General features: G+C 70.5%; 20 protein-coding genes. 9 read left to right on the top strand and 11 right to left on the bottom strand.

The genetic code is table 11. From position 1 onward, the window contains the following. Positions 1-117: 117 nt before the first annotated feature. Positions 118-1,542 carry an MDR family MFS transporter gene (locus HHX33_RS02265; protein WP_310738209.1) on the top strand — a complete coding sequence of 475 codons (1,425 nt, stop codon included), beginning with the start codon at positions 118-120 and terminating at the stop codon, positions 1,540-1,542. 65 nt (positions 1,543-1,607) lie between these two features. Here HHX33_RS02265 and HHX33_RS02260 read toward each other — a convergent pair whose 3' ends face one another. Then, a complete protein-coding gene (locus HHX33_RS02260) occupies positions 1,608-2,603 on the bottom strand; it encodes a helix-turn-helix transcriptional regulator (protein ID WP_182873067.1) in 996 nt (331 codons plus the stop codon). Between the two features lie 92 nt (positions 2,604-2,695). Between HHX33_RS02260 and HHX33_RS02255 the strand changes: the two genes are divergently transcribed. Beyond that, the gene (locus tag HHX33_RS02255; RefSeq protein WP_182873066.1) at positions 2,696-3,094 is read left to right on the top strand and encodes a VOC family protein; all 399 of its coding nucleotides are present in this window, start codon (positions 2,696-2,698) and stop codon (positions 3,092-3,094) included. Positions 3,095-3,260: 166 nt separating this feature from the next. Next, positions 3,261-3,578: a hypothetical protein gene (locus HHX33_RS02250; protein WP_182873065.1), complete on the top strand. Its 318-nt coding sequence runs from the start codon at positions 3,261-3,263 to the stop codon at positions 3,576-3,578. Positions 3,579-3,706: 128 nt separating this feature from the next. Here HHX33_RS02250 and HHX33_RS02245 read toward each other — a convergent pair whose 3' ends face one another. Next, a complete protein-coding gene (locus tag HHX33_RS02245; RefSeq protein WP_182873064.1) occupies positions 3,707-3,922 on the bottom strand; it encodes a hypothetical protein in 216 nt (71 codons plus the stop codon). Positions 3,923-4,757: 835 nt separating this feature from the next. On the opposite strand from HHX33_RS02245, the gene HHX33_RS02240 reads away from it, so the two are divergent. Both HHX33_RS02240 and HHX33_RS02235 read left to right on the top strand, forming a co-directional pair. Continuing rightward, the gene (locus tag HHX33_RS02240) at positions 4,758-5,663 is read left to right on the top strand and encodes a helix-turn-helix domain-containing protein (RefSeq protein ID WP_182873063.1); all 906 of its coding nucleotides are present in this window, start codon (positions 4,758-4,760) and stop codon (positions 5,661-5,663) included. A 385-nt stretch (positions 5,664-6,048) separates the two neighbouring features. Beyond that, complete coding sequence (locus tag HHX33_RS02235) at positions 6,049-7,929, top strand: adenylyl cyclase (protein ID WP_182873062.1); 1,881 nt, start codon at positions 6,049-6,051, stop codon at positions 7,927-7,929. 125 nt (positions 7,930-8,054) lie between these two features. Here HHX33_RS02235 and HHX33_RS02230 read toward each other — a convergent pair whose 3' ends face one another. From HHX33_RS02230 to HHX33_RS02215, 4 genes are all read right to left on the bottom strand, one after another. Next, complete coding sequence (locus tag HHX33_RS02230; RefSeq protein ID WP_182873061.1) at positions 8,055-8,300, bottom strand: hypothetical protein; 246 nt, start codon at positions 8,298-8,300, stop codon at positions 8,055-8,057. Between the two features lie 340 nt (positions 8,301-8,640). Beyond that, positions 8,641-11,817: an amidohydrolase family protein gene (locus HHX33_RS02225; protein ID WP_182873313.1), complete on the bottom strand. Its 3,177-nt coding sequence runs from the start codon at positions 11,815-11,817 to the stop codon at positions 8,641-8,643. A 155-nt stretch (positions 11,818-11,972) separates the two neighbouring features. Then, positions 11,973-12,788 carry a PIG-L family deacetylase gene (locus tag HHX33_RS02220; RefSeq protein ID WP_182873060.1) on the bottom strand — a complete coding sequence of 272 codons (816 nt, stop codon included), beginning with the start codon at positions 12,786-12,788 and terminating at the stop codon, positions 11,973-11,975. Positions 12,789-12,828: 40 nt separating this feature from the next. Then, on the bottom strand, positions 12,829-14,070 hold the full coding sequence (locus HHX33_RS02215) for an MFS transporter (protein WP_220501381.1): 1,242 nt from the start codon (positions 14,068-14,070) through the stop codon (positions 12,829-12,831). A 328-nt stretch (positions 14,071-14,398) separates the two neighbouring features. Here HHX33_RS02215 and HHX33_RS02210 point away from each other — a divergent pair, with 328 nt between their 5' ends. Continuing rightward, complete coding sequence (locus HHX33_RS02210) at positions 14,399-15,268, top strand: MBL fold metallo-hydrolase (protein ID WP_182873059.1); 870 nt, start codon at positions 14,399-14,401, stop codon at positions 15,266-15,268. A 10-nt stretch (positions 15,269-15,278) separates the two neighbouring features. On the opposite strand, the gene HHX33_RS02205 is transcribed toward HHX33_RS02210, so the two are convergent. The 5 genes from HHX33_RS02205 to HHX33_RS02185 all read right to left on the bottom strand — a co-directional run bounded on the left by HHX33_RS02205 (position 15,279) and on the right by HHX33_RS02185 (position 20,144). Beyond that, positions 15,279-16,358, bottom strand: a complete 1,080-nt coding sequence (locus HHX33_RS02205) for an MFS transporter (RefSeq protein WP_182873058.1) — start codon at positions 16,356-16,358, stop codon at positions 15,279-15,281. Between the two features lie 154 nt (positions 16,359-16,512). Then, on the bottom strand, positions 16,513-17,646 hold the full coding sequence (locus HHX33_RS02200) for a calcium:proton antiporter (RefSeq protein ID WP_182873057.1): 1,134 nt from the start codon (positions 17,644-17,646) through the stop codon (positions 16,513-16,515). A 161-nt stretch (positions 17,647-17,807) separates the two neighbouring features. After that, entirely contained in the window at positions 17,808-18,683 is an 876-nt protein-coding gene (locus tag HHX33_RS02195; protein ID WP_138459607.1) for an NUDIX hydrolase, read from the bottom strand. A 70-nt stretch (positions 18,684-18,753) separates the two neighbouring features. After that, a complete protein-coding gene (locus tag HHX33_RS02190) occupies positions 18,754-18,978 on the bottom strand; it encodes a hypothetical protein (RefSeq protein WP_117410251.1) in 225 nt (74 codons plus the stop codon). A gap of 377 nt (positions 18,979-19,355) precedes the next feature. Further along, a complete protein-coding gene (locus tag HHX33_RS02185; protein ID WP_259402024.1) occupies positions 19,356-20,144 on the bottom strand; it encodes a M15 family metallopeptidase in 789 nt (262 codons plus the stop codon). Positions 20,145-20,383: 239 nt separating this feature from the next. Here HHX33_RS02185 and HHX33_RS02180 point away from each other — a divergent pair, with 239 nt between their 5' ends. From HHX33_RS02180 to HHX33_RS02170, 3 genes are read left to right on the top strand one after another with little or no spacing between them, the layout of a single operon-like run. Continuing rightward, positions 20,384-21,211 (top strand): prolipoprotein diacylglyceryl transferase, encoded by an 828-nt coding sequence (locus HHX33_RS02180; protein ID WP_182873311.1) that lies wholly within the window; start codon positions 20,384-20,386, stop codon positions 21,209-21,211. Continuing rightward, a complete protein-coding gene (locus HHX33_RS37020; RefSeq protein WP_182873055.1) occupies positions 21,208-21,864 on the top strand; it encodes a hypothetical protein in 657 nt (218 codons plus the stop codon). The genes HHX33_RS02180 and HHX33_RS37020 overlap by 4 nt, the downstream gene beginning before the upstream one ends. Before the next feature lie 2 nt (positions 21,865-21,866). After that, a complete protein-coding gene (locus tag HHX33_RS02170) occupies positions 21,867-23,429 on the top strand; it encodes a radical SAM protein (RefSeq protein ID WP_259402023.1) in 1,563 nt (520 codons plus the stop codon).

Below are 23,429 nucleotides of genomic sequence, written 5' to 3'. Positions count from 1 at the left end.
TGAACGCAACTTCTTGCGGAGCCCAAGGCTGGGGCTCCAGCCATGCCCGCGTCATGTTCCGACGACCCTGATCGAGGTACCGTGTCAATCGCTCAGACTGATTCACCCGCCGAGCCTGTGACCGCCGCGGCTCCGGGGCGCACCCCGCCCGTGATCCGGCTGCTGGTGCTCGCCACGTTCGTGGTGATCCTCAACGAGACGCTCCTGATCAACGCGATTCCGCGGCTGATGGGCGCACTGCACATCACGGAACAGACGGCGCAGTGGTTGTCGACCGCCTTCATGCTGACCATGGCGGCCGTCATCCCGATCACCGGGTGGTTCCTGCAACGGGTGTCCACCCGTGGTGCGTACGCCACCGCGATGGGACTGTTCCTGCTCGGCACGGCGCTGGCCGCCGTCGCGCCGTCGTTCGAGATGCTGCTGGGCGCCCGCATCATCCAGGCGTCCGGGACGGCCGTGATGATGCCGCTGTTGATGACCACGTTGATGCAGGTTGTGCCTGAGTCGGACCGCGGCCGTGTGATGGGCAACGTCACGCTGGCCATCTCGGTCGCGCCCGCCATGGGCCCGGCGGTCTCGGGAGTGATCCTCCAGCTCGGGTCCTGGCGGCTGCTGTTCGCGGTGGTGCTCCCCATCGCCGCGTTGATCGCGTGGAGCGGTCTGCGGCAGCTCAGGAACGTCGGGGAGACCCAGGCCAGTGCCATCGACTGGCTGAGCGTGGTGACCGCCGCCGCCGGTTTCGGCGGCCTGGTCTACGGGCTCAGCCAGTTCGAGGGCGGCGACGTCCGCGTGGCCGCCTCGATCGTGGCGGCGGGCCTGATCGCCATCGCCGTCTTCGTCGTCCGCCAGCTGTCGCTGCAGAAGCGCGGCGTGCCGCTGATGGACCTGCGCACCCTGCGGCACCGCACCTACACGATCGCGCTGATCCTCATGTCGGTCTCCTTCATGGCGATGCTGGGTGCGATGATCCTGCTGCCGCTGTACCTGCAGAACGTCCGGCAGTTGAGCCCCCTGGAGACCGGCCTCCTCGTGATGCCGGGCGGCCTCGCGATGGGGCTTCTCGGCCCGACCGTCGGCCGCCTCTTCGACCGGTTCGGCGGCCGGGTTCTGGTCGTTCCCGGCGCGGTCGGGATCATGTTCGCGCTCGCCGGCTTCACCCAGGTCACGATGACCATGCCGTACTGGCAGCTGCTGGGCCTGCACGCGCTGCTGATGGTGAGCCTCGCCGCGACCTTCACCCCCGTGTTCACCCTCGGGCTCGGCGCGGTTCCCCCGCACCTCTACTCCCACGGCAGCTCGATCCTGAGCACGTTGCAGCAGGTCGCCGCGGCCTTTGGCACCGCGCTCGTGATCACCGTGATGAGCGCGCGGGCCGACGCCCTGAGGTCCGCGGGAACGACGGAGGTGCTCGCCAACCTGGGCGGCATGCGGCTGGCCTTCGTCATCGGCGCGGTGCTGTCCCTGGCCGTGGTGATCACCGCCGTGCTCCTGCCGGCCCGAGCGGACGCCGGAGCCGAGTTCCAGGGACACGGCCACTGAGACAGGCCTGACGACGGGGGGAGCGAATCTGCCGGGTGGGTCGTGCCTGCCCGGCAATCAGCGGATCAGGTCCGCCGGCCGGCGGAGGCCGCGAGCCGGTCGGCGAGGGCGATGACGAGGGTGCGCAGCTCATCCGGTCGCTCGATGACGAACCGCCGGTCGAGTGACGCCAGCAGCGGAGGCAGCCAGTCGAGCCGTTCCGCCCGCACCTCGACGCGGAGCCAGCCCTCGGTCTCCGAAGCCACGCCCCCTGTCAGTGGCGGCTCCTCCACGATCGCGACACTGGCGGGAAACCTGGTGCGGATCTGCTCGACCGTCCCCTGGATTCTGAGGATCACCTCGTGCCGGTAAGGGGCCTTTGCGAGCCCTGACAGGACGCGCTGCGCCGGATCGATCCCGGCGGTCGGCGGCTCGAACGAGCCGGGCAGGGTTCTGGCGTCCGCGATGCGATCCAGCCGGAAGGTCCGGTCCTCGCCGGCCCCGGGATCCGCACCCGTCACGTACCACCGGCCCGAGTGGGCGACGAGCCCGTACGGGTGCAGCGTGCGTTCGCTGCGCCGGCCGTCGGCGGTGGTGTACCGGATCGAGATCGGCCGACGGTGGCGCACCGCATCGGCCACGGCGAGCAGGACCGTGGTCTGCGGGGCGGGGAACTCGCCGGGCGGAGCCGTGAAGGCGAGGGATTCGAGCACGGCGTCGACCTTACGGGCGAGCCGCTCGGGCAGTACCCGCCGGATCTTCGCAGCCGCCGTCTCGCTCGCCGCGCCCGTCGTCGTCGCCAACCCCGTCCGGCGGGCGGCGACCAGGCCGAGCAGCACGGCGAGGGCCTCGTCGTCGCTCAGCATGAGTGGAGGCATCCGGTATCCGATGGCGAGCCGATATCCGCCGTATCGGCCGCGCACCGACTCGACGGGCACGTCGAGGTCGATGAGGTGGTCCACATACCGGCGCACGGTGCGTTCATCCACGCCGAGCCGATCGGAGAGTTCGGCCAGCGTCCGGATGCCGCCCGACTGCAGGAGTTCGAGCAGGGTGAGCACGCGCTGAGTGGGCCGGGCCATACACCACAACTTAGTGCCGATAGTGGGCCGATTCTGTCCGGTATTCGACGTAACTTCTCCTGCGTAGGCCCCGCAGACCAAGGAGATCTCTCATGGATTTCGTCTCGATCCGCGTCATCACAGACGACCTCGCGCGCCTCGTCGGCTTCTACGAGCGGGCCACGGGTGTACGGGCCGACTCGTCCGGCGAGGACTTCGCAGAGATCAGGACCGGGTCCGCCACCCTCGCGATCGGTAGCACCCGCACCGTTCCGTTGTTCGCGCCCGGAGCGGCCCGTCCGGCCGGCAACCACTCGGTGATCATCGAATTCCTCGTCGACGATGTGGACGGCGTCCACCGGAACCTGGCCGGGTCCGTCGCGGAGCTTGTGAAGGAACCCACCACGATGCCGTGGGGCAACCGGTCGCTCCTGGTGCGCGACCCTGACGGCAACCTCGTCAATTTCTTCACCCCCGTCACGCCGGCCGCCATCGCGAAATTCGCTCGCTGACGTCGGAGAAACGACCGCCCGGCAGGCCGCTGCAGGGCGAATCGCACCGATAACGCTCCCGGAAACGGCTCGGTCCTGCATCCTGTTCAGGCGGATGACTCCGTACGAACGTGATTTCCCACGACGGATGGACCGGCCGGGTGAATGCGGCCGGGACGGAGGACTGATGGGATTGTCTCCCAACGCCCGGGCGTTCACCGCCGGACTGCTGGTGAGTAACAGCGCACCTCATCTGGGGACGGCGGTGACGGGACGCCGGCACCTGACACCGTTCGGCAGGAATTCCGGTCCGATGGTCAACCTTGTTTGGGGGCTCGCCAATCTCACCGGTGGCTTGTTACTGCTCCGTACGGTGGTGCAAGCCGAAGGGACAGACCAGAAATGGTATTCGCGGCTCGTCGCATTCGAGGGCGGCTGCGCCGCCTTCGCGATGTGGATGGCGGTGACCGAGAAAGCCCTTTCGATGATTCACACCCGGGACTGACCGCGACTTCCGGCGATTTTTCAGGTCGGGACGGCGTCTGGCCGGTCAGCCGGACGCCGTCGACCGCTACCGGCGGTGAATCAGCACCAGCAGTACCCTCTTGGCCGATGCTCGGGGGTCGAGTGCCCTCAGGAGCCTGTCAGCCTGTGCAGGAGCGCCAGCGTGGTGAGGGCGACGCCGATGGGGAGCGCGAGCGCCGGGCTGACCGCCACGGTCGCCCCGGTCTGCACGGAGACGAACACGAGGAGGAGAGCGCGGGAAGAGAGCAGTGCCGGGGGACGTCCCTCGTAAGGCCCGCTGCCCTCCACGCGCCTGCGCACCACCCGGCATCTCCGCTGGCCCATGGACTCATCGGTCCTCCCGCCGGGATGGTCCGTCGTTCCCGGCGGTGTCCTGTGCCGGCGACTCACGAGGCCGCGCCCGAGGCCGTGGCCGAGACCCTGGCCGAACTCCCGGCCCGTGATCTCGGCGATATGGCCGGTGGGACGCGCCGACCGCCAGGCGCAGGGGGTATCTTCAACATCGGTTCATGTCCTTTCGTGCGGTGGAAGCGCGGGGACTGAGCGGGAACGGCCCTCTGTCTGACCACGGGGGGCCGTTCGTTTTTGCATGGCTTCGACACGGTGCCACGCTCGATGGCGCTTATCCTCCACCAGCGATCACCTCCGTGCAAGCGCCATCTGCACGTGAGTATGACCGACCAGATGCACGTGCATAACCTTCTCTATCGGGCCGGAGGGCTTTCCGGATTGCCGGCCTGAGCCTGATCGGCCTTGGGCAGGACTCTGTCGCCACGCGGATTCCCAGCTCATACCGAATCAGTGAGGAAGAGCGTGTGCGGGGCGATGGCGGATGCCGCGGTCGGGTCATGCGATCCGCTGCCCCTCTGTGCCGAACACGGACAGGCCGTTCGTCGATCCGCTCGGCCTCACCCTTCCTTTCACCTTGCGCTTCTCCTGGCATCGCGCTCGGCCGACGGGCGCGGTCGGGCCTATCAGGGGTTTGCACCTGCTTATGAGCGGCTATATGCACGTGCACGGCGGTTGGCGCGGCAGACTCGGTTACCATGGGCGCCGGACAATTCGATGGCGTACTGTCGAGCCCGGGGCGGTTTGACGTGCGCGGACCCTCATAGAGGCGTGGTTTCCCAGGTCAGGTCATCTGCGCGGGAGAGAGTTGATGGCGGCGGTACTCGCAGGAAGCGGATGGCCGGCCGACGGGGATCGCGGTCATTCGGGAAGCGGACCGACTGTCCTGCGCATCACACTGGGCGCCCAGCTACGTCGGCTGCGTGAGGCGAAAGGCATCTCCCGCGCCGCGGCGGGACATCTCATCCGAGGCAGCGAATCCAAGATCAGCCGTCTGGAGCTGGGCCGGAGTCCCTTCAAGGAGCGGGACGTCGCCGATCTCCTGACGTTCTACGGCGTGACGGACGCCGATGAGCGCGCGGCACTCCTCGACCTGGTGAAGCAGGCCAACAACCCGGGCTGGTGGCACAAGTACAGCGACGTCCTGCCGCCCTGGCTCAACGCCTATCTGGGGCTGGAAGAGGGAGCCGCGGTGATCCGGGGCTACGAGGAGCACGCCGTCCCCCCTCTCCTGCAGACGGCGGAGTACGCCAAGGCGTACCTGACGCTTGCCAATCCAGGCGCGCATCCGTTGGAGATCGACCGCCGGGTCGACCTGCAGCGAGAGCGTCAGCGGATTCTGTCGGAAACCGAAGGCCCGAGAGTATGGACGGTGATCGACGAGAGCGCTCTCCGGCGCCCCACAGTGGGACGCGAGACGATGCGGGGGCAGTTGCGGCACCTCATGGAGATGGGGCAACGCTCCACCGTGACCGTCCAGGTTCTTCCGTACGGTGCCGACGCCCATGCTCTGGTCGGTCACTCGTTCACCATCCTGCGGTTCGGTGAGCCGGACCTTCCCGATCTGGTCTACCTCGAACAGCTCAACAGCGCGCTCTACATCGACAAGCGCGAGGACGTCGACCTCTACACAAACGTGATGGAGATTCTGTGCGCGCAGGCCCTGCCCCCTTGGGCAACGGCTGAGCTGTTGCGGGAGCTGCACGACCTCTTGTGACGCCTCCTCGCGCCGCGGGGCCGTCGCCGCCGACGGGGGCGCGCGACGGCCCGGGACGGCAACGGGCCGCGTGCCTCGCTCCGGCAAGAGGGGCGGCCGTGGACATAGCGCCGGGAGGGGTTGGCGAGGTACAAACGACCCAACACATTCTTCGCGGCTTGATACAAGCCCGCCTACCTGAGAGAGCGCTCTCACGGGCGCCGCAGGGAGGCGGCGGTGTCGGGCCGTCCACCCCCTGAGTAGGCAGGTCGATGACGATCGTGAGCCACCCCGGCACGCGAACGGGCCACCGAGCCCGTCGAGGGACCCCGCACGCGGCGCCCGCATACCCGCCGTCCATCCCCACGTCCTCCGCATTCGGCATGGAGCGGGAAGGGCGGGCCGCATGACGCCCCAGCCTTCCGGCCGCCGCCGGGCCGGCCTCGTGTTCGTCGCCGGCCTCCTGATGACGGCCGCCGCGATGTCCGCCGTTGCCCCGGCCGCCGTGGCCACCCCGCACAATTCGGGCGCCGCCCCGCACAACCAGGGCGCCGCGAACCTGGGCCCGAACGTCACCGTCTTCGACCCGAGCATGCCGGTCGCCGACATCCAGGCGACCCTCGACGCGGCCAACGCCGCCCAGGTCGACAACGAGATGGGCACCACTCGGCACGCCTATCTCTTCAGGCCCGGCACGTACGGCACGGCGGAGCATCCGCTCCAGATCAAGGTCGGTTACTACACCGAGATCGCCGGCCTCGGCGCCTCCCCCGGGGACGTCGTCATCAACGGCAAGGTCGAGGTCTACAACCGCTGCCTGGAGAACAACGGCACCGGCAACTGCCTCGCGCTCGTCAACTTCTGGCGCACGCTGTCCAACCTGTCGATCAACGTCAACGGAGCCGGGCAGGACGACTGCCGCAAGGGGGCGAACTTCTGGGCCGTCTCCCAGGCCGTCTCGATGCGCCGTCTCAACGTCACCGGCGGCACGTTGTCCTTGATGGACTACTGCACCGCCGGCCCGCAGTACGCAAGTGGCGGTTTCATCGCCGACTCCAGGCTGCCGTCCGTCACGAACGGCTCACAGCAGCAGTGGCTGACCCGCAACACCGAGATCGCCGGCTGGTCCAACGGCGTGTGGAACCAGGTCTTCTCCGGGGTCGTCGGAGCGCCGGACGAGAGCGGTTTCCCCAACCCGCCGTACACGACGCTCGACACGACGCCGGTCAGCCGGGAGAAGCCGTACCTGTTCGTGGACGCGCAGGGCAGGTACAACGTGCGGGTGCCCGCCGCACGGAAGAACACGCGAGGCGTCTCCTGGGCGAACGGCATGACCCCGGGCCGTACGCTGCCGATCGGCGACTTCTTCGTCGCCAGGCCGTCGGACTCCGTGCAGACCATCAACAGCCAGCTCGCCCGGGGCCGGCACCTGCTGCTCACGCCGGGCGTGTACGACATCGCGCGGAGCATCGAGGTCAAGCGTCCCGGCACGGTGGTCCTCGGCCTCGGGCACGCCACGCTCACCGCCGTCCACGGCTCGACCCCGATCTACGTCGCGGACGTCCCCGGCGTCGTCGTCGCGGGCGTGACCATCGACGCGGGAACGGAGAGGTCTCCGGTCCTGCTGCGGGTCGGCAGGGGGCACGGCGGGCACCGGACCTCGGCGAACGACCCGACGACCCTGTCCGACGTGTACTTCCGCGTCGGCGGGCCGCACGTCGGCAAGACCGACGTCGCGCTCCAGGTCGACAGCGACGACGTGCTCATCGACCACACGTGGGTGTGGCGCGCCGACCACGGCGTCGAGGGCTTCACCGACACGCAGCGCTGGCAGACCAACATCGGCCGTTACGGCGCCGTCGTCAACGGCGACCACGTGACGGCGACCGGCCTGTTCGTCGAGCACTTCCAGCGCTACAACACGGTCTGGAACGGCGACGACGGCACGACGATCCTCTACCAGAACGAGCTGCCGTACGACCCGCCGACCCAGGCCGACTGGATGAACGGCAAGGTCGAGGGCTATGCCGGTTACAAGGTCGGCGACCGGGTGCGGACGCATCGCCTGTACGGCGGCGGTGTCTACGTCTTCAACCAGAACAACCCGGCGATCCACACGGAAAACGGCTTCGAGGCGCCCCAGACCCCGGGCGTGCGGTTGCACCACATCATGACGGTCAACCTCAGCGCGGGCACGATCGACCACGTCGTCAACGGTGTCGGCGACGCGGCCGACACGACCAAGGTCGGCGCGCCGGTGTACATCTCCGACTACCCGGCCCAGTAACAGGAAAAGGAACCCCGGAAAGGTGCGGGCCGTACGCGGTCCGCACCTTTTTCGGGGACGGCCGGCCGGAGACCGCTTCGAGCCGGCACGTACGCCCATGTGGATCGAACGTAATCGCACGGAACCTACTTCTCCCGGCCCGGGAAGGGCGGCAGCTCACCCAGGTCGGCGGCCTCCGGCGGTAGCTCGCCCCGGCGCTGCCGGGAGGGGGGAGGAACGCGCAGCACGATCTTGAGCACCTGAACGGCGCGCGTCTGGCGCTTGGCGGACGGCGCCCAGAGGGCGGTCAGACCGGCGGCCACGACGACGACGGCCATGGCGACAGGCACGATTGAGGCACCCATTCCCACGGTCTTGAAGAACTCGGTCACGGAGCCCTCCTGGCAGCGCGAAGCTCGCCAGAGGTCTCTCCCGCCCGCCGTGCGGCCGGACCGGCGGCCCCGGGTGCCGACACCGTAATGACGGGACCGTCGCGAAGGGATACTCCCCCCTGCTGTACGGCCAGCGTAAGGGCTCGGGCCGCTGCCGGACCAGCGATACTTCAGTACCCGTCATGACCCCGCCGAGCAGCGGGAGAGCTTTCCCGGGACGGACGGCAAGGCCGAGGCGGCGTCCGGCCGGCGGCTCGCACCGGCCGGACGCCGCCGATCGTTCCGGCCGTGTGCGGACGTACGGCCGCACACGGCCGGTGGGGAGGTCAGCCGGGCACGCCTAGTGGTCGTGGCCGCAGGAGAGGCGGGCCTTCTCCAGCTCGTCGGCGTCGTTCCACCAGAAGGCCGCGGTGCTCGGATGGGCGGGCACGCGGGCCCTGACCTTGCCCCGGGGCGCCGACGCACCGGGTGCGACGGCCTGGTCGGTCGTCGTCGAGGACGGGTACGGGGCGAGTAATTGCTCGACCGTGTGGTGCCTCCCGCCGACGACGACGGCGGTGACGTTCGCGGCGTCCTCGATGCGGGACAGGGGATCGCCGTCGACGACGGCCAGGTCGGCGTACATGCCCCTGCCGATCCTGCCGAGCGGCTGGCCGAGGAACGTCCCGGACGTGCTGGTCGCGGTACGCAGCGTCTCCAGCGGGGTCAGGCCGTACTTGACCATGGCCCGCAGGTTCATGTGCAGGCTGACCGCGAGGTGATCGATCGGTGAGTCGGTGCCGGCGGTGACGACGCCGCCGCCGCGGATCATCGCGGCGAACTGCGCGACGTGATTGGCCAGGGCCGCCCGGAGCACCGTCTGATCGGTGGTCTGCGCCGACGTGACGGACGCCTGGAGCGCCGCCATCCGCCAGTTCGGGTAGAGCCGGCGGACCCGTTCGTCGGTGACCAGCGAGGTGTCCTCCTTGTAGAGGGTGCTGCAGTTGAACAGGGTCGGGGTTCTGGCCATCTTGGACGCGTTGAACATGGAGATGACGTCGGAGTAGGCGGAGCCGACGTTGGTGACGGTCCGCGAGTAGCCGAACCGGTTGGTGGCGCCGTAGTGCTCGGTCTGGTCGCCGCCCATCGCGATCGCCGGATAGTGGTAGTGGGACGTGACCGGTTTGCCCTTGCGGTGAGCCCATTCGATGATTTCCTTGTGCCACACGACCGGCAGCCGCACGTACGCCTTCATGAGGTCGTAGTCGAGGCTGGCGGCCCGTTCGAGCTCCAGCCGCAGTTGCTGGTGGGAGAACGTCGGGCGCATGAAGTTGTAGTAGATGCGCGGCCCGTCGATGGCCTCGCCGGTGGCCAGGTAGCGCGGTGCGAGCCGGGCGCCGGACTGGACCGACTCGCGTTCTTCGACCATGTGGTACGCGGGCGAGCCGGGTGAGCGGGTCGTCGTGATGCCGAGGGCGAGCCACAGCGGCCCCTGGCGGGATCCGTACGCGTAGCCCTGCATCTCGCGGTGGTGGTGGATGTCGATCAGGCCGGGCATGACGAACCTGTCGCTCGCGTCGATCAGCGTGCCGGGCCGTCCGTCGCGGTGCGGCTCGACCGCGACGATGCGCTGGCCGCGCATGATGACGTCGACGTCGCGGGCGACGCCCGCGGAGACGCCGTCCCACATGCGGCCGGCGTGGACGACGACCTGGTCGGCGGGACCGGGGTCGTTGCGCCAGGTCAGCGGTACCGGAATGGATCGTCCGGGCCTGCCGTCGATGCGGACGGTCTTCAGCCGCCCGCCGTTCAGGTAGAGCAGGGAGGTGGAGTCGCCGGCCCATGCCGGGGCGTCGGACAGCTCTTGGGTGACCTGGCGGGCGGGGCCGGTGGGCCGTCCGGTCTTGTCGACCGGCATGACCCATAAGAGCGATTCCATGGCGAACGCGAGCATGGTGCCGTCCGGCGACCAGACGGGGCCGTCGTCGCCGCGGGTCTGCAGCGACCGGTGCGGGGCGGGGTCGACGTACGTGCCCGCGCCGGTGGCCCGGTCGACGAGGAGGATCTTGGACAGCCCCTCGCGGTAACGTCGCGAGTACGGCACGACCGCGGCCAGGGCGATGGTCTTCCCGTCGGGTGACCAGGTCGGCCGGCCCGGTTCGAAGGTGGCGCCGAAGACCTTCTGGATGTCGCCGGTGCCGACGTCCAGGACCCACAGTGCGCCGTCCTGGTCCAGGTAGGCGATCTCCTTCCCGTCGGGTGACCACCGGACCGACAGGGCGGCGGAGTCGGTCAGGCGGGTCAGCTGCCGGTCGGTGCCGGCGGCCAGATCGCGGACCCAGATGTTGAGGGTGCCGGTGCGGTCGGTGACGAACGCCAGCCGCCGCCCGTCCGGGGAGAAGTCCGGGTCGGCCTTCCACCACCGGTCGCGGAACAGCGGGACCGGCCTGCCTCCGATCCGCATCGTGTAGATGTCGTTGAGGGCGCGGAACGCGATGGTGGACCCATCCGGGGACACGGCCGGGCTGCCGATGCCGACGACCGGGAACGACCCGGGCGCGTCGAACACGCGGACGTTCTTCTTGTACTTCGGGGTGGTCACGGTCAGCGCGGCGGTGAAGCCCACCGAGCCGGCGGACGTGGAGCCGAGGCGGCGGGTCCGGATGGTGCCGCCGGAGGTGTAGAAGTAGCGCCCGTCCGCGGCGAACCGCGCCCGGAACGGGAAGACCTCCTCGCCGGTGACGAGCGGGCCCGCGGTGCTGGCCAGGGAGTTCACGCCGGCGTTGAAGAGGTGGTAGGCGATGTCGGTGCCGTTCGGCATCCACGACGGCTGGTGGACGACCTGACCGGTGGGTACGGTGACCGCGGTGCTGCGGGCGCCGGTGGCGACGTCGACGACGTCGATCCTGGTGTCCGAGACGACGAACGCGACTTTGGTCCCGTCGGGTGACCAGACCGGCTCGTACTCCTCGGCGGACGTGTCCGCCAGCGCGCGGGTGGCGCCGGTGGCGACGTCGAGCAGGTGGATCCCGTAGCTGCCGCCGGCATCGGAGGAGTAGGCGATGGTGCGTCCGTCGGGGCTGTACCGGGGCTCGCGGTGGTCGTACGGGCCGGTGGTCAACTGGGTGATCGCGGATCCGTCGGACCGGATCTTCCACAGGTTGAAGACACCGTCCCGGTACGACTGGAACACGATGGTGGAACCGTCCGGAGACCAGTCGGGCTGGGCGATGTCGTACAGATCGCTGGTGAGACGGCGGGCGGTGCCGCCGGAGGCGGAGCAGACCCACAGGACGCCGAGCATGTCGATGGCGAGCAGACGGCCGTCGGGTGAGGGGGCGACGGCGAAGTCGGTGCCGGAGGCGACGGAGGTGCCGCCGCCGTTCCGGGCCTCGTCCGCTCGGGCGCGGCCGGCTGTGGCGGGGATCAGCGAGGCGGCGAGGGCGGCTCCCGCACCGGCCAGGACGGCCCGGCGGGACGGGCGGAAGGGCGATTCAGTGGAGAGAGGTGCGTCGGGGGATGCCGGGGTGGGGGGCACCGACAACTTTTCCTCCTACATTTCGCGTCGTCGATCATCTTGGTGCGATCCTCGAATCATGACCTTTGACGCGGATCTTTCATAGGAGTCAGAGAAATTCGGTGCTATGAGCGGGCGAAGGACGATATGGGGTTCTCGCGCCCGCTCAGCCGAAGTCAGCGGAGGCCGGCGAAGAGGTCGTCCTCCTGGTCGGGGGTGGCCACCCGGGACGTCTTCCTGATGAAGAACTCGTGCGAGAAGGCCTGGTGCTGGGCCTCGGGGGACATCTGCAGCATGGGGATGTTCTCGCCCTGGCTCGCGTGGGCCCGCAGGGCCTTCATCTTGCGCTCCACGTACGGCGAGACCTCGACGACGGAGGTGATCAGCTCCTCGGGGGTGCCGAAGTCCTCGGGGATCTCGAAGTCCTCCGGGGCCATGCCGCTCTCCTGGAGGAACTCGAACATCCGCTGGATCCGCTCACGCGGCACGGCGATGTAGTACAGCTTGTCCGGGATGCCGGTCAGCTCCGCCGCGGCGACCGCGATGCGGTGGGCCTGGATGTGGTCGGGGTGCCCGTAGTTGCCGTTCTCGTCGTAGGTGACGATCACCTGGGGCCGGTAGCGCTCCATGAGCGCGGCGAGCCGGGCGGCGGCCGTCTCGACCGGGACGTTGGCGAACGCGTCGGCGTGCCTGTTGCCCTCCCATCCGACCATGCCGGAGTCGCGGTAGCCGAGCAGTTCGAGATGGTCGATGCCGAGGTGGGCGACCGACTCGCGCAGTTCGCTCAGCCGCTGCTCGGCCACCGCCGCGTCGTCGTGCCCGGGCTCGCCCGGCTTCACCCCGCCGGGGCCGTCGCCCTGCTCGCCGTTGGTGCAGGTCACCAGGACCGTACGGATGCCTTCCTGGGTGTACTTCGCCAGGACGCCGCCGGTGCCCATCACCTCGTCGTCGGGGTGGGCGTGCACGGCCATCAGGGTGAGTCTCGAATCCATTACATCCCCCGTGGTGTCGTTTACCGTCACCTGGACGACCCTATATCTCGGCTTGATCCTCAGAGCGGGAGGGAACCGGCTCATCGGCGGCCGGGTGGGGCGCCGGGGTCATGCGGCCCGCCACGAGCCACCAGACGAGGAGCAGCGCCAGGGCCAGGACCACGGCGAAGGGCGGCAGGGTCCACACGCCGACGCCCTGCGCGATCGCCCCGGCTAGCCAGGGGAACACGGCCCCGCCGACCACCGACACGCCGTTCAGCAGCCCGATCGCCGTGGGCACCAGCCGGGGCACGGTGAGCCGGGGCGCCACGGCCATCGTCGTGGGGAACACGGGCCCGAGCCAGAAGCCGAGCAGCACGAAGCTCACGCTGGCCACGGCGGCGCCCGGCGCGATCCAGGCCAGCAGCGCGCTCACGGTGATGCCGGCCAGGCACACGTAGGTCATCCCGGTCGCGGTCATGCCGAGCCTGGTGGCGGCCGGGCTGATGAGGAAGCGGCCGAGGGCGAGCCCGAGCCAGTAGCCGGAGACGGTGTATCCGGCGATCAGGTCGCCCTGCCCGTGCTCCTCCACCAGGAAGCTGAACCCCCAGTTGCCCACGCTGATCTCCAGGCCGACGTACACGGCCAGGAACACGGCGCCCAGCAGGACGGCGGGCTGCCGTGAGACGGCGGTCAGCAGGCCGGGACGCTCCGCCGGTTCCCCGTCCGCGGCGGGCGAAGGGATCTCGCGGGCGGGCAGGGTCAGCCAGAACCCGGCCAGCAGCGGCAGGCTCACCAGGGCGAGGACCAGCCACACGGCCGTCCACGGCAGGAAGCTCAGGATCCAGGTGGCCAGCAGCGGCCCGAGCAGCGCGCCGACGCCGAAGAACGCGTGCAGGCGGTTGAGCAGCGTCGTCGCCCCGGGCCGTTCGGTGAGGTAGGCGTTGAGCACCGATTCGAGGATGCCCGTGCCGTACCCGGCCAGGATCTGGACCGCCACGAAGGCCGCGAACGGCGGGCGTACGGCGGTGTAGAGGCCGGCCAGGGCGAAGACGCCGCCGCCGACGACGAGCGAGGTGCGCACGCCGAACCGGTGGATCAGCCAGCCGGCGGTCGAACCCGCCAGCATGAACCCGGCCGAGAAGGTGAAGAACTGGGTGCCGACGGTGGCCTTGTCGAGGCCGTAGTCGTCGATCTGCGCGGGCAGCAGCACCCCGCCGACGCCCGCGCTCAGGCCGACCAGGACGAAGGTGGCGTAGGCGAGGGCGACCGGCACCCATGAGTCACGCCGCAGTGCGGACACCCGACCTCCCGCGATTGACGAGCAGCCTGCCGACCACCCGCGGCGCGGGAGCATCGGTCCGTGATCACCGATGATCCCGTTGCGGCGACATGCTACTTGCCACACCCGTCGGCTTTAAAGGGGTTATGGGCGGTTACGTGGTGAAAGCTGAAACCGGTGTCAGCGGGTCGCGGCAGCGCGATGAGAGTGGACCCTCGGCGGCCGGCCTGGCGAGGGCCGTCGCTCGGGCCCGTCTTGCCTCGCGTGGCCCAGCCCGCCAAGCACCCCCCACTTTCGGGTGATTTGTGGTGGTTTACGTAGCCTGAAGTCCTGGGAGAGGGGAGTCGCCATGCCCGATCCAGCGGACGCGACCGTGTTCTTCGTAGGTAACGCCACCATGATCATCCGATCACATGGGTTCACCCTGCTGACGGATCCGAACTTCCTGCACCGGGGACAGTGGGCCCGTCTCGGCTACGGCCTGCGCACCCGCCGGCGTACCGAGCCCGCGATGCAGGTCACGCAACTGCCGCCCGTGGACCTGGTCGTCCTGTCACACATGCACGGCGACCACTGGGACGCCATCGCCCGCGACGGCCTCGACAAGGACCTGCCGATCGTCACCACCCGCCACGCCGCGCACCGGCTGAGGCGCCAGGGGTTCCATCGGGCCATCGCCCTCGACCCCTGGGAGTACCACTTCGTGCGCCGCCACGACGCCACGCTGACGGTCACCGCCACACCCGCCCGGCACGCCCCGGGCCCCGTCGACAGGCTGATGCCGCCGGTCATGGGCAGCGTGCTCGACTTCGCCCACGCCGGGGAGGTGGACCTGCGCATGCACATCAGCGGCGACACGATCATGGACCCGTGCCTGGCCGAGATACCGCGCCGCTTCCCGGACATCGACGTGGGCGTCGTGCACCTCGGCGGCACCCGGATCCTCGGCGTCACGGTGACGATGGACGGCCTCCAGGGCGCGGAGTGGCTGCGGCTGATGCAGCCGGAGTCGGCCCTGCCCGTGCACTACGACGACTACGAGGCGTTCGCCTCGCCGCTCAAGGACTTCCAGCAGTACGTCCGGCGGGCGGGGCTGTCCCACCTCGTGCACTACCTCATGCGCGGCGAGACCTACCGCCTGCCCGTACGGCAGGCCGGACTGCGCCCGCACCGCCCGGTGACCGGCCCCGGCCGGGGCGCCGGCCCGCCGTACGGCTGAGCGCGCGGCGTCACCTGCGCTCGGGACGGCGTACGGCGAAGGCGATCACGAGGTAGGGCACGGCCGCGACGGCGAAGAGCGGCCCGGGGCCCGCCCACATCGATCCGGCGGCGTAACCGCCGTAGACCGTCAGGCAGACGATCTCGACGCCGACTCCGGCCATCGAGGTGACGGTGGCCCGGGCGCCGTCCGAGATCTCGTCCTGGAGTCTCGCGTCCAGCGTCGCAGAGGCCCACTGGACCAGGCCGAAGGCGACGGCCACCAGCGTGACCGCCGCGGGGTGGCGCGCCGCGGCCCCCGCCGCCCCGGCCGCCAGGCAGACGGCGGCGAGCACCAGGGCCGGTGCGAGCGCGCCCTGTCCGCGCCCGGCGAACCACCCGCCGGCCATGCCGCCGATGCTCACCAGAAGCACGAGCAGCGGCACCGCCCCGGCGGACACCCCGGTGGCCTGGGCGAGCAGGGGCAGGTACTCCTCCATCGCCCCGATGACCGACATCACCGACAGGACCGTGATCGCGCGGCGGATCGCCGGCCCTTCGCGCACCTGGGCGAGGCCCTCCCGCAGGACGGCCACGGGGTTCGCCGGACGAGGGCTCTGCTGGCGGCGGCGTGTCTCGGGGAACGTCAGTGCCACGACGGCACAGAGCAGTGTCACGAGCACACTGGCCAGACCCGCCGCGCGGAGGCCGCCCGCGGCGAGCACCGGCGCCGCGAGCGCGGTGGCCGCCGTGATCGCCGTCGTGCCGACCGCGGCCGACCGGCCGACGAGCACCGGGTAGCGGTCCGTCCCGCCGTGCCGCCCGAGTTCCTCGTACACGAGGGCCTGGAGGGTGCCCGAGCGCAGCGAGCTCCCGGTGCCCCACAGCACGAAGCCCAGCGCGAACGACCAGTAGGAGGGGACGAACGTCCACAGGGCGTAGCCCGTGCCCGTGAGGAGGGGTGCGGCGGTGAGCAGTGCCCGGCGCGAGACGAGGTCGGCCCACACTCCGGACGGGATCTCCAGGACGAAGCCGGTGACGGACCAGATCACGAACAGCGAGGAGATCTGGGCGGGCGACAGCCCGGTCTCGGCGAACAGCAGGGCGTACACCGGATAGAGGACGATGAAGTCTTCGAAGAACGCGTAGGCGTACAGGCGGGCCGCGAGGGCCCGTTCGGGTGAGCGTCAATGTCGCCAGGTCATGCCCGGCACTCTAAGGTCACGCCGATCCGCTCCGCACCGGGTTTTTCCGGCGCGGACCCGCTCACGGGCTGACGGCCAGGAGCAGGAACGCGGCGAACAACGTGAGGTGCACTCCGGCCTGCAGCAGGGTGGCCCGGCCGGGCACCACGGTCAGCGTGGCCACGACGACCGTGAGGCCGAGCAGCACGATGTGCGTCGGGCCGAGACCGAGCAGCAGGGGCCCCTCCAGCCACAGTGACGCCGCGGCGATCGTCGGGATGGTCAGGCCGATGCTCGCCATGGCCGAGCCGAACGCCAGATTCAGGCTGACCTGGACCCGGGCCCGCCGCGCCGCGCGTACGGCGGCGAGGGTCTCCGGGAGCAGCACCAGCAGCGCGATCACCACGCCCACGGCGGCCTGCGGAAGCCGTGCCGTACGCACGACCGTCTCGATGGCGGGCGCCTCGATCTTCGCCAGCCCGACGACCGCGATGAGCGCCGCCAGCAGCAGCGCCAGGCTGACCATGGCCGCGCGGTTGGAGGAGAGATCCGCGTGCTCCGCCTCGCCCCCGTGCCTGCCCCCCTGCCTGCCGCCGCGCTCGCCGGTGGTCTCGACGGGCAGGAAGTATTCGCGGTGCCTGATCGTCTGGGTGAGGACGAACAGGCCGTACAACGTGATCGAGGCGACCGCGGCGAACGCGAGCTGGGCCGGGGCGAAGGCGGGACCCGGCACGGTCGTGGTGAAGGCGGGCAGCACGAGGCTCAGCGTCGCGAGCGTGGCGACGGTGGCCAGGGCTCCGCCGGTCCCCTCCGCGTTGAAGACCGCCACCCGCCGCCGCAGCGCCGCCATCAGCAGCGACAGGCCGACGATGCCGTTGCAGGTGATCATCACGGCGGCGAACACCGTGTCGCGGGCGAGCGACGACGCGGCCGGGCCGCCGGACACGGTGAGGCTGATGATCAGCGCCACCTCGATCACCGTCACCGCCACCGCGAGGACCAGCGACCCGAACGGTTCTCCGACCCGATGCGCGATGACCTCCGCGTGATGCACGGCCGCGAGCACCGCGGCCGCCAGGAAGATCGCCGCGATCGCGACGACGAGGGGAGGGATCGTCCGGCCCCATGCCAGGGCGAGCACGATCACGGCGAGGATCGGAGCGGTCGTCGTCCAGGTGGTGGCCAGTCGGCGGAAGAACAGATTCACGCTCTTCATCCTGCCCACGTGAGGCGATTTACGATGATTCGTCCACTTATGTCTGATGCGGAGCTGAAGACCGGTCCGCCGCCGGTGCGGGCGGGGGCCGAGCCGGCCCGGGCTCACGGTCGTTGCCGGCCCGCGCGGCGTACGGCGGCGCGGGTCAGAGCCGCGTGATGTCAGAGCTGGCCGAGCAGCCAGCGTGGTCCGGTGACGAGGGCGCCGAGGGCCGTCACCCGCTCGCGCAGCCCGCGGTCGGCGGTGACGACGAGCGCCGTCTCCCATGGCCGCACGTCGCGCACCGTCTCCACGATCGCGTCGTCCCCGCTGCCCCCGGCCAGTACGACCGACATGTCCCCGTTCACCGGCCCGGGGTCGGCGGCCCTGGCCGCGGCGCCCTCCAGCACCGCGAGCATCCGGGGGAACCACCGCGTCAGCGCCGGCACGCCCTCCGGCATGTCGCCCACGCCCCGCGCCGTCAGCGCGATCAGCTCGTTGAGCAGGCGGTTCGCGGCGCCCGCCCGGTCCTTCCACCAGCCGTGCTCGGCCCGCGCCCCGATGATGTTGGCCACGTCGAGGACGACCACGACCGGGCTCAGCGCTGCCCGGATCAGCGGCCAGGAGCCGGCGAAGCCCGGATGCAACCGCTTGGCGGCGACCTCGTCCGCGGCCACCCACCGCATGTCCAGGCTCTCGCCGTTCGCGGGCGCGGCGTCGAGCAGCCCGTCCGCCTCCGCGATGACGGTCTGGAACGACCAGCCGCCGTGGTCGTCGACGTAGAGTCCGCGTACCCGGACGAGATCGGCGCTCAGCGCCGCCTCCTCCCGCGCCTCGCGCAGCGCGCCGGTGACAGCGTCCTCGTGGCTGTCGCGGGCCCCGCCGGGCAGGCCCCAGGTGCCGCCGTGATGGCTCCACCAGGCCCGCTTCTGCAGCAGCACGTACGGCATGCCGTCCAGCGTGTGGTGGACGGCGAGCAGACCGGCGGCGCCGTGCAGTCCCCAGTGCTGGTGTCCCAGCGAGCACAGGGCCCAGCCGTCGCCGTCCATCGCCGCCATGTCCCCATTTTGGCGCAGCCAGGGAAAGCCCCGGTCATGTGGTGCGGAGCCGGGCTCGCCGCTCCCGGCGTCACCAGTGGTCGACGGGCACCTCCACCCCGGCGGACAGGTCGAAGAGGGTCGCGCCGTCGGCGAGGCGGATCACCTGGATCTGCGTCGCGAAGCGGAGACCGCGAAGGCGGATGGCGGCCTCGTGCGCCCTGCGCGGGAAGTGGTAGCGGTCGGCCGCGCGGCCACCCGGAGCGGGCCGGACAGAACGGACTTCGAACCGGTCGGGGGGCCATAGAGGGGGCAATGGAGCAGATTGCTGCCAAGCGGACATGTCTCTCCTGTCTCGCCGTTGAGAACAAGCAGTTGACCGGTCGGGCGCGCGTGATCGCCACAGCGTGACGGCGTCGTAGGCCGATCGTTATTAAGTGGTAAGCGATCCTTCCCAAGCCGGAGTCCGTAGCCCGTTAGCGTTTGAGCCCTCACTCGTGATTCCCCTTTATCCGGAGAATCAGGAGATGTCATATCTGGAGAGACGCCCGCTTCTGCGGCCGGAGAAGCGGGCGTTGTCCTCCACCCCTCGCCCCACCGTCCCGACCCACCGTCCGACCCGCCTTCCGCGCGGTCCTCTCCGTGTGCCCGTCCCGAGGTTTCCGGGCCGTGCCGTCTGCGCGGCCGCTGCCGTCAGCGCCCGTTGACCGAGAAGTGCTGGTAGTCCCGGGCACCCGACCAGGTGCCGCCCCAGCCCCAGCCGATGCTCGCGAAGGCGCGCACCACGCGGTCGCCTCTGTTGATCACGCCGGGCTTCTTCAGCGGTCTGTCCACGAACGCGTCCGCGTTGCGGTGCGCGTTGCTCCCGTCCGCCTCCACGTACGGGTTCTCGCGCGGGTTGAGGTCCACCGCCAGCCCGTACGCGTGGTTGGACCAGCTGCCCGATCCCGTGGCGTTGCGGCAGTTGAAGGCCGAGGTGTTGTCCACCTCGATGGAGTCGAAGTCGCTGCCCTTGTAGACGTCGACGGGCTCCATCCGCCGGATGGGATAACGCATCTCGTACAGCTTCCCGAAGACCGACGCGACGTCCTCGGCCACCGACCTGTTCACCACCAGCGTGCCGGTGTGCGCCTTGTCGTCGAAGCCCCAGTAGGTCATCGTGATCTTCCGCAGGCCGCTCGGCGCCACCGGGCAGCCGGGGCGCCAGGAGTGCCGCAACTCGTCCCGGGACACCTTCTCGATCTTCGAGGAGAAGGCGGGCGGGCCGCTCGGGCTGGGTGTGCCGCCGTCCTCCGGAGCGGACGGGGCGGGCGTCGCCGAGGGCGTCGCGGGCGCGGGCGTGGCGGTTGCCGTTGAGAGGGACGCCGCCGGTGACGTGACGGCGACGGGCACCGACGTCCGGGCGGGTGCGGAGGCGGCGCCTCCGGCCTCGGGGCCTGCCCCGCCACCACAGCCGGTCACGCCCACCAGCGTCGCTATCATCACCGCTGACCTGCGGTTCTTCAATAAGCCCATAGGCGCAGAGTACCCGCGGCCGCAGGATGCGCCGACGGTTGTGCACAACCTGTGGATAACCAGCCCCCGAAAGCACGTGGCCGATTCGCGCCGGCCTCGCCGTACGGGCCGTCGCCCGGAACCGCCCGGTCAGGTGAACCCGGCTCGGCCGGCCCGGAAATCGAGGATCGGAAACGTCGGAAGCCGCCGCTAGGGTGGCGTCCGTGATGGAGGAACTGCGCTTCGGCGGGGTGAGCGTGCCGGCCCACGCTTTCTTCGTGGGCCTCGGCGTGGTCCTCGCCAGTGTGGTCTTCGTCCTGGAGGCGCGCCGCAGGGGAGCGCTGCGTGAGGAGTCGCTGGTGGCGGTCACCGGCGCGCTCGTCGGCGGAGCGGTGGGCATGCGGCTGTCCGGCTGGGCCGAGCACCTCGACCCCGCGCTGAACCCCGGGCTCGTCGAGGCGTGGATGTTCGGCGCCCGGAGCATCCTCGGCGGGCTGACCGGCGCGTACGTCGGCGTGCTGGTGGCGAAACGGCTGATCGGCTACCGGGAGAGGACCGGTGACCTGTTCGCCCCCGCCGTCGCGATCGGCATGGCCGTCGGGCGCATCGGCTGTTTCCTCACCGAGGCCCCCGGTCGCCCCACCACTCTTCCCTGGGGCGTCCACGCGCCCGCGACCGTTCCCGAGTGCCCCGGGTGCCTGGCCGGGCAGGCCATGCACCCCTCCTTCCTCTACGAGGTCGTCTTCCAGCTCGCCGCCTTCGGCGCGCTCCTGTGGGCACGCGGCCGCGTCGACCGGCCGGGCGAGCTGTTCACCCTCTATCTGGGCGCCTACGCCGTGTTCCGGTTCCTGATCGAGTTCACCAGGGCGAACGAGACGGTCTGGCTCGACCTGACCCGCCCGCAGTGGTTCCTGATGCCGGGTCTGGCGCTCCTCGCCGTCCGGCTGACGTATGGCTGTCGCAAGGGGTTCTACGACAGACTGCTCCCCGGCCGGGGCGAGCGGCCGTTATTGACGGGCGTACGGCTTTCGCCCGCCGGCGAGGAGGACAGATGAGCACACCCCCCGAGCCGCCCGAGCGGCCCCAGGACCCCCAGCCCCAGGATCCGCAGCCCCAGGATCCGCAGCCCCAGGATCCGCAGCCCCAGGACCTCCGGCCCGGCGACCGGCCCCCACCACCGGAACAGCCCCCGCCTCCCGGCCAGCCCCCACCCCCGGGCCGGCCTCCGTACCCCGGTGAAGCGCAGGGTGGCGCGCCCGGTCCGCCCGGTCCCGGCGGTCCGTACGGTCCGGGCGCCGGTTCCGGCCCTGGCGGGCCGTACGGTCCCGGCGGGCCGTACGGTCCGGGTGGCGGGGCGCCCTACGCGTGGCCGCCACCACCGGCGCGGCAGGAGAACACCACCGGCGTGGTCGTCGCGTTGACGTTCGCGGGGATCGTGCTCGAGGTGATCGTCAACGCGATCCTCGCCGTGGCCACCCTGGCGGCCGCCGACGGCCTCGGCGATCACAAGGAGGTAGCGGTCGTGGGCGGGGCCCTGATCCTGGCCGCGATCGTCTTCGGCGGCGGGACGCTGCTGATCCGCCACCGGCAGCCATGGTCACGGGGGCTCGGTCTCGGCCTGATGATCGGGTGGGCGCTCGTGACGATCGTCACCGCCGGTTTCTGCACCGGCGTCAACACCTCGCTCTACACGGACGGCGGACTGTGACCATGGGAATGCCGCTGCGGGGAGACCGGATCCTCCGCTACGTCAACGCGTTCTGCCCCCGCTGCCACGAGGAGCGGCCGGACCGCCCGCTGGCGGAGGTGCCGCGGCTGTCCGGCTGGCTGGCCGCCCGTGACGGCCGCGTCTTCCTGGAGCGCGGCTGCCGGGTCCACGGCATGGTAAGGACCCTGTATGACGAGGACCCGGAGATCCTCGCCTACCTGGAGGAGTGGACCGCTCCCACCAAGGCCCACCTGCCCGACGTCGCGGGCAACTTCGACCCGATCCCCGAGGCGTACCTGCGGGGTCTGCCGGAGATGCAGACGCAGCACACGTGCATCCTGCTGGAGGACGTGGCGGAGGCGTGCAACCTGCGCTGCCCGACCTGCTTCACCGAGTCCTCGCCCGACCTGCGGGGAGTCGTGCCGGTCCGGGAGGTGCTCGCCAACGTCGACCAGCGGCTGGCCCGGGAGAACGACCGGCTCGACGTGCTCATGCTCAGCGGCGGCGAGCCGACGCTGCATCCCGACCTGCCCGAGTTGCTCGCCGGACTGGTGGCGCGGCCGGTCACCCGCATCCTCGTCAACACGAACGGCCTCCTGGTGGCCAGGGACGACGCCCTGCTCGACCTGCTCACCGAGCACCGCGAGCGCGTCGAGGTCTACCTGCAGTACGACGGCCTGTCCGCCGAGGCGTCCCGGCACCACCGGGGCGGCGACCTGCGGCGGCAGAAGGCGGAGGCGCTGCGCCGGCTGTCGGAGCGGGAGATCTTCACGACCCTGGTGATGACGGCCGCCCTCGGTGTCAACGACGGCGAGATCGGCGACGTGGTGCGCCTGGCCCTCGACACGCCCTACGTCGGCGGCGTGTCGATCCAGCCGCAGTTCGGCTCGGGACGGTCCGGCGTGATCGACCCCATGGACCGGCTCACCCACACCGGCGTGCTGAAGCGCCTCGGTCCCCAGACGGACGGCCTGGTCACCTGGCGGGACCTCACGGCACTGCCCTGCTCGCACCCCCACTGCTGCTCGGTGGGCTACATGGTCAGGGACGACGCCGACCGGTGGCGCTCGCTGACGGCCCTGATAGGCCACGACCGTCTCAAGGAGAACCTCGGCCTGGTCTCGAACCGGATCGCCGACTCGGAGATCCCCCGCCAGCTTCGCATGGCCGTGCAGGAGTCGCTGCTCGGCCTGTTGTCGGAGCAGTCGTCGCTGTCCCACCCCGAGATCGGGAAGGTCTGGCGTGACATCTGCGAGAACTGCGATCTCGGGTTGACGACCCTGCTGACGCTCGCGTCGTCGGTGCTGCCCGGCCGGCAGCGGCGCCTGCGGAAGCTGCTCGGCGAACGGGTCGTCCGGATCACGGTCAAGCCGTTCATGGACATGTCCACGATGCTGGAGGAGCGCCTGACCCAGTGCTGCGTACACGTCGGCACCCGCTCCGACCAGGACCAGTGCGCGCCGTTCTGCGCGGTCCAGGCCTGGCCGGCGCTCGCGCGTCAGCGCCTGTCGGCCGTGGCCTCCGCCGACGCCGGTGTACGGCTGCCGCTCGTGGAGATCACGTGA

Origin of the sequence: Microbispora sp. H10670, assembly GCF_014161385.1 — a bacterium.
Lineage (GTDB): Bacteria > Actinomycetota > Actinomycetes > Streptosporangiales > Streptosporangiaceae > Microbispora > Microbispora triticiradicis.
This window is presented reverse-complemented; position numbering and strand designations above follow the sequence as displayed.

Excerpts from the sequence above, each read along its gene's own strand:
- HHX33_RS02180 (WP_182873311.1), top strand. The coding sequence starts at position 20,384 with ATGGAGGAACTGCGCTTCGGCGGGGTGAGCGTGCCGGCCCACGCTTTC.
- HHX33_RS02220 (WP_182873060.1), bottom strand. The coding sequence starts at position 12,788 with ATGGATTCGAGACTCACCCTGATGGCCGTGCACGCCCACCCCGACGAC.
- HHX33_RS02255 (WP_182873066.1), top strand. The coding sequence starts at position 2,696 with ATGGATTTCGTCTCGATCCGCGTCATCACAGACGACCTCGCGCGCCTC.
- HHX33_RS02260 (WP_182873067.1), bottom strand. The coding sequence starts at position 2,603 with ATGGCCCGGCCCACTCAGCGCGTGCTCACCCTGCTCGAACTCCTGCAG.
- HHX33_RS02200 (WP_182873057.1), bottom strand. The coding sequence starts at position 17,646 with ATGAAGAGCGTGAATCTGTTCTTCCGCCGACTGGCCACCACCTGGACG.
- HHX33_RS02210 (WP_182873059.1), top strand. The coding sequence starts at position 14,399 with ATGCCCGATCCAGCGGACGCGACCGTGTTCTTCGTAGGTAACGCCACC.
- HHX33_RS02245 (WP_182873064.1), bottom strand. The coding sequence starts at position 3,922 with ATGGGCCAGCGGAGATGCCGGGTGGTGCGCAGGCGCGTGGAGGGCAGC.
- HHX33_RS02235 (WP_182873062.1), top strand. The coding sequence starts at position 6,049 with ATGACGCCCCAGCCTTCCGGCCGCCGCCGGGCCGGCCTCGTGTTCGTC.
- HHX33_RS37020 (WP_182873055.1), top strand. The coding sequence starts at position 21,208 with ATGAGCACACCCCCCGAGCCGCCCGAGCGGCCCCAGGACCCCCAGCCC.
- HHX33_RS02195 (WP_138459607.1), bottom strand. The coding sequence starts at position 18,683 with ATGGCGGCGATGGACGGCGACGGCTGGGCCCTGTGCTCGCTGGGACAC.
- HHX33_RS02250 (WP_182873065.1), top strand. The coding sequence starts at position 3,261 with ATGGGATTGTCTCCCAACGCCCGGGCGTTCACCGCCGGACTGCTGGTG.
- HHX33_RS02185 (WP_259402024.1), bottom strand. The coding sequence starts at position 20,144 with ATGATAGCGACGCTGGTGGGCGTGACCGGCTGTGGTGGCGGGGCAGGC.
- HHX33_RS02170 (WP_259402023.1), top strand. The coding sequence starts at position 21,867 with ATGGGAATGCCGCTGCGGGGAGACCGGATCCTCCGCTACGTCAACGCG.
- HHX33_RS02240 (WP_182873063.1), top strand. The coding sequence starts at position 4,758 with ATGGCGGCGGTACTCGCAGGAAGCGGATGGCCGGCCGACGGGGATCGC.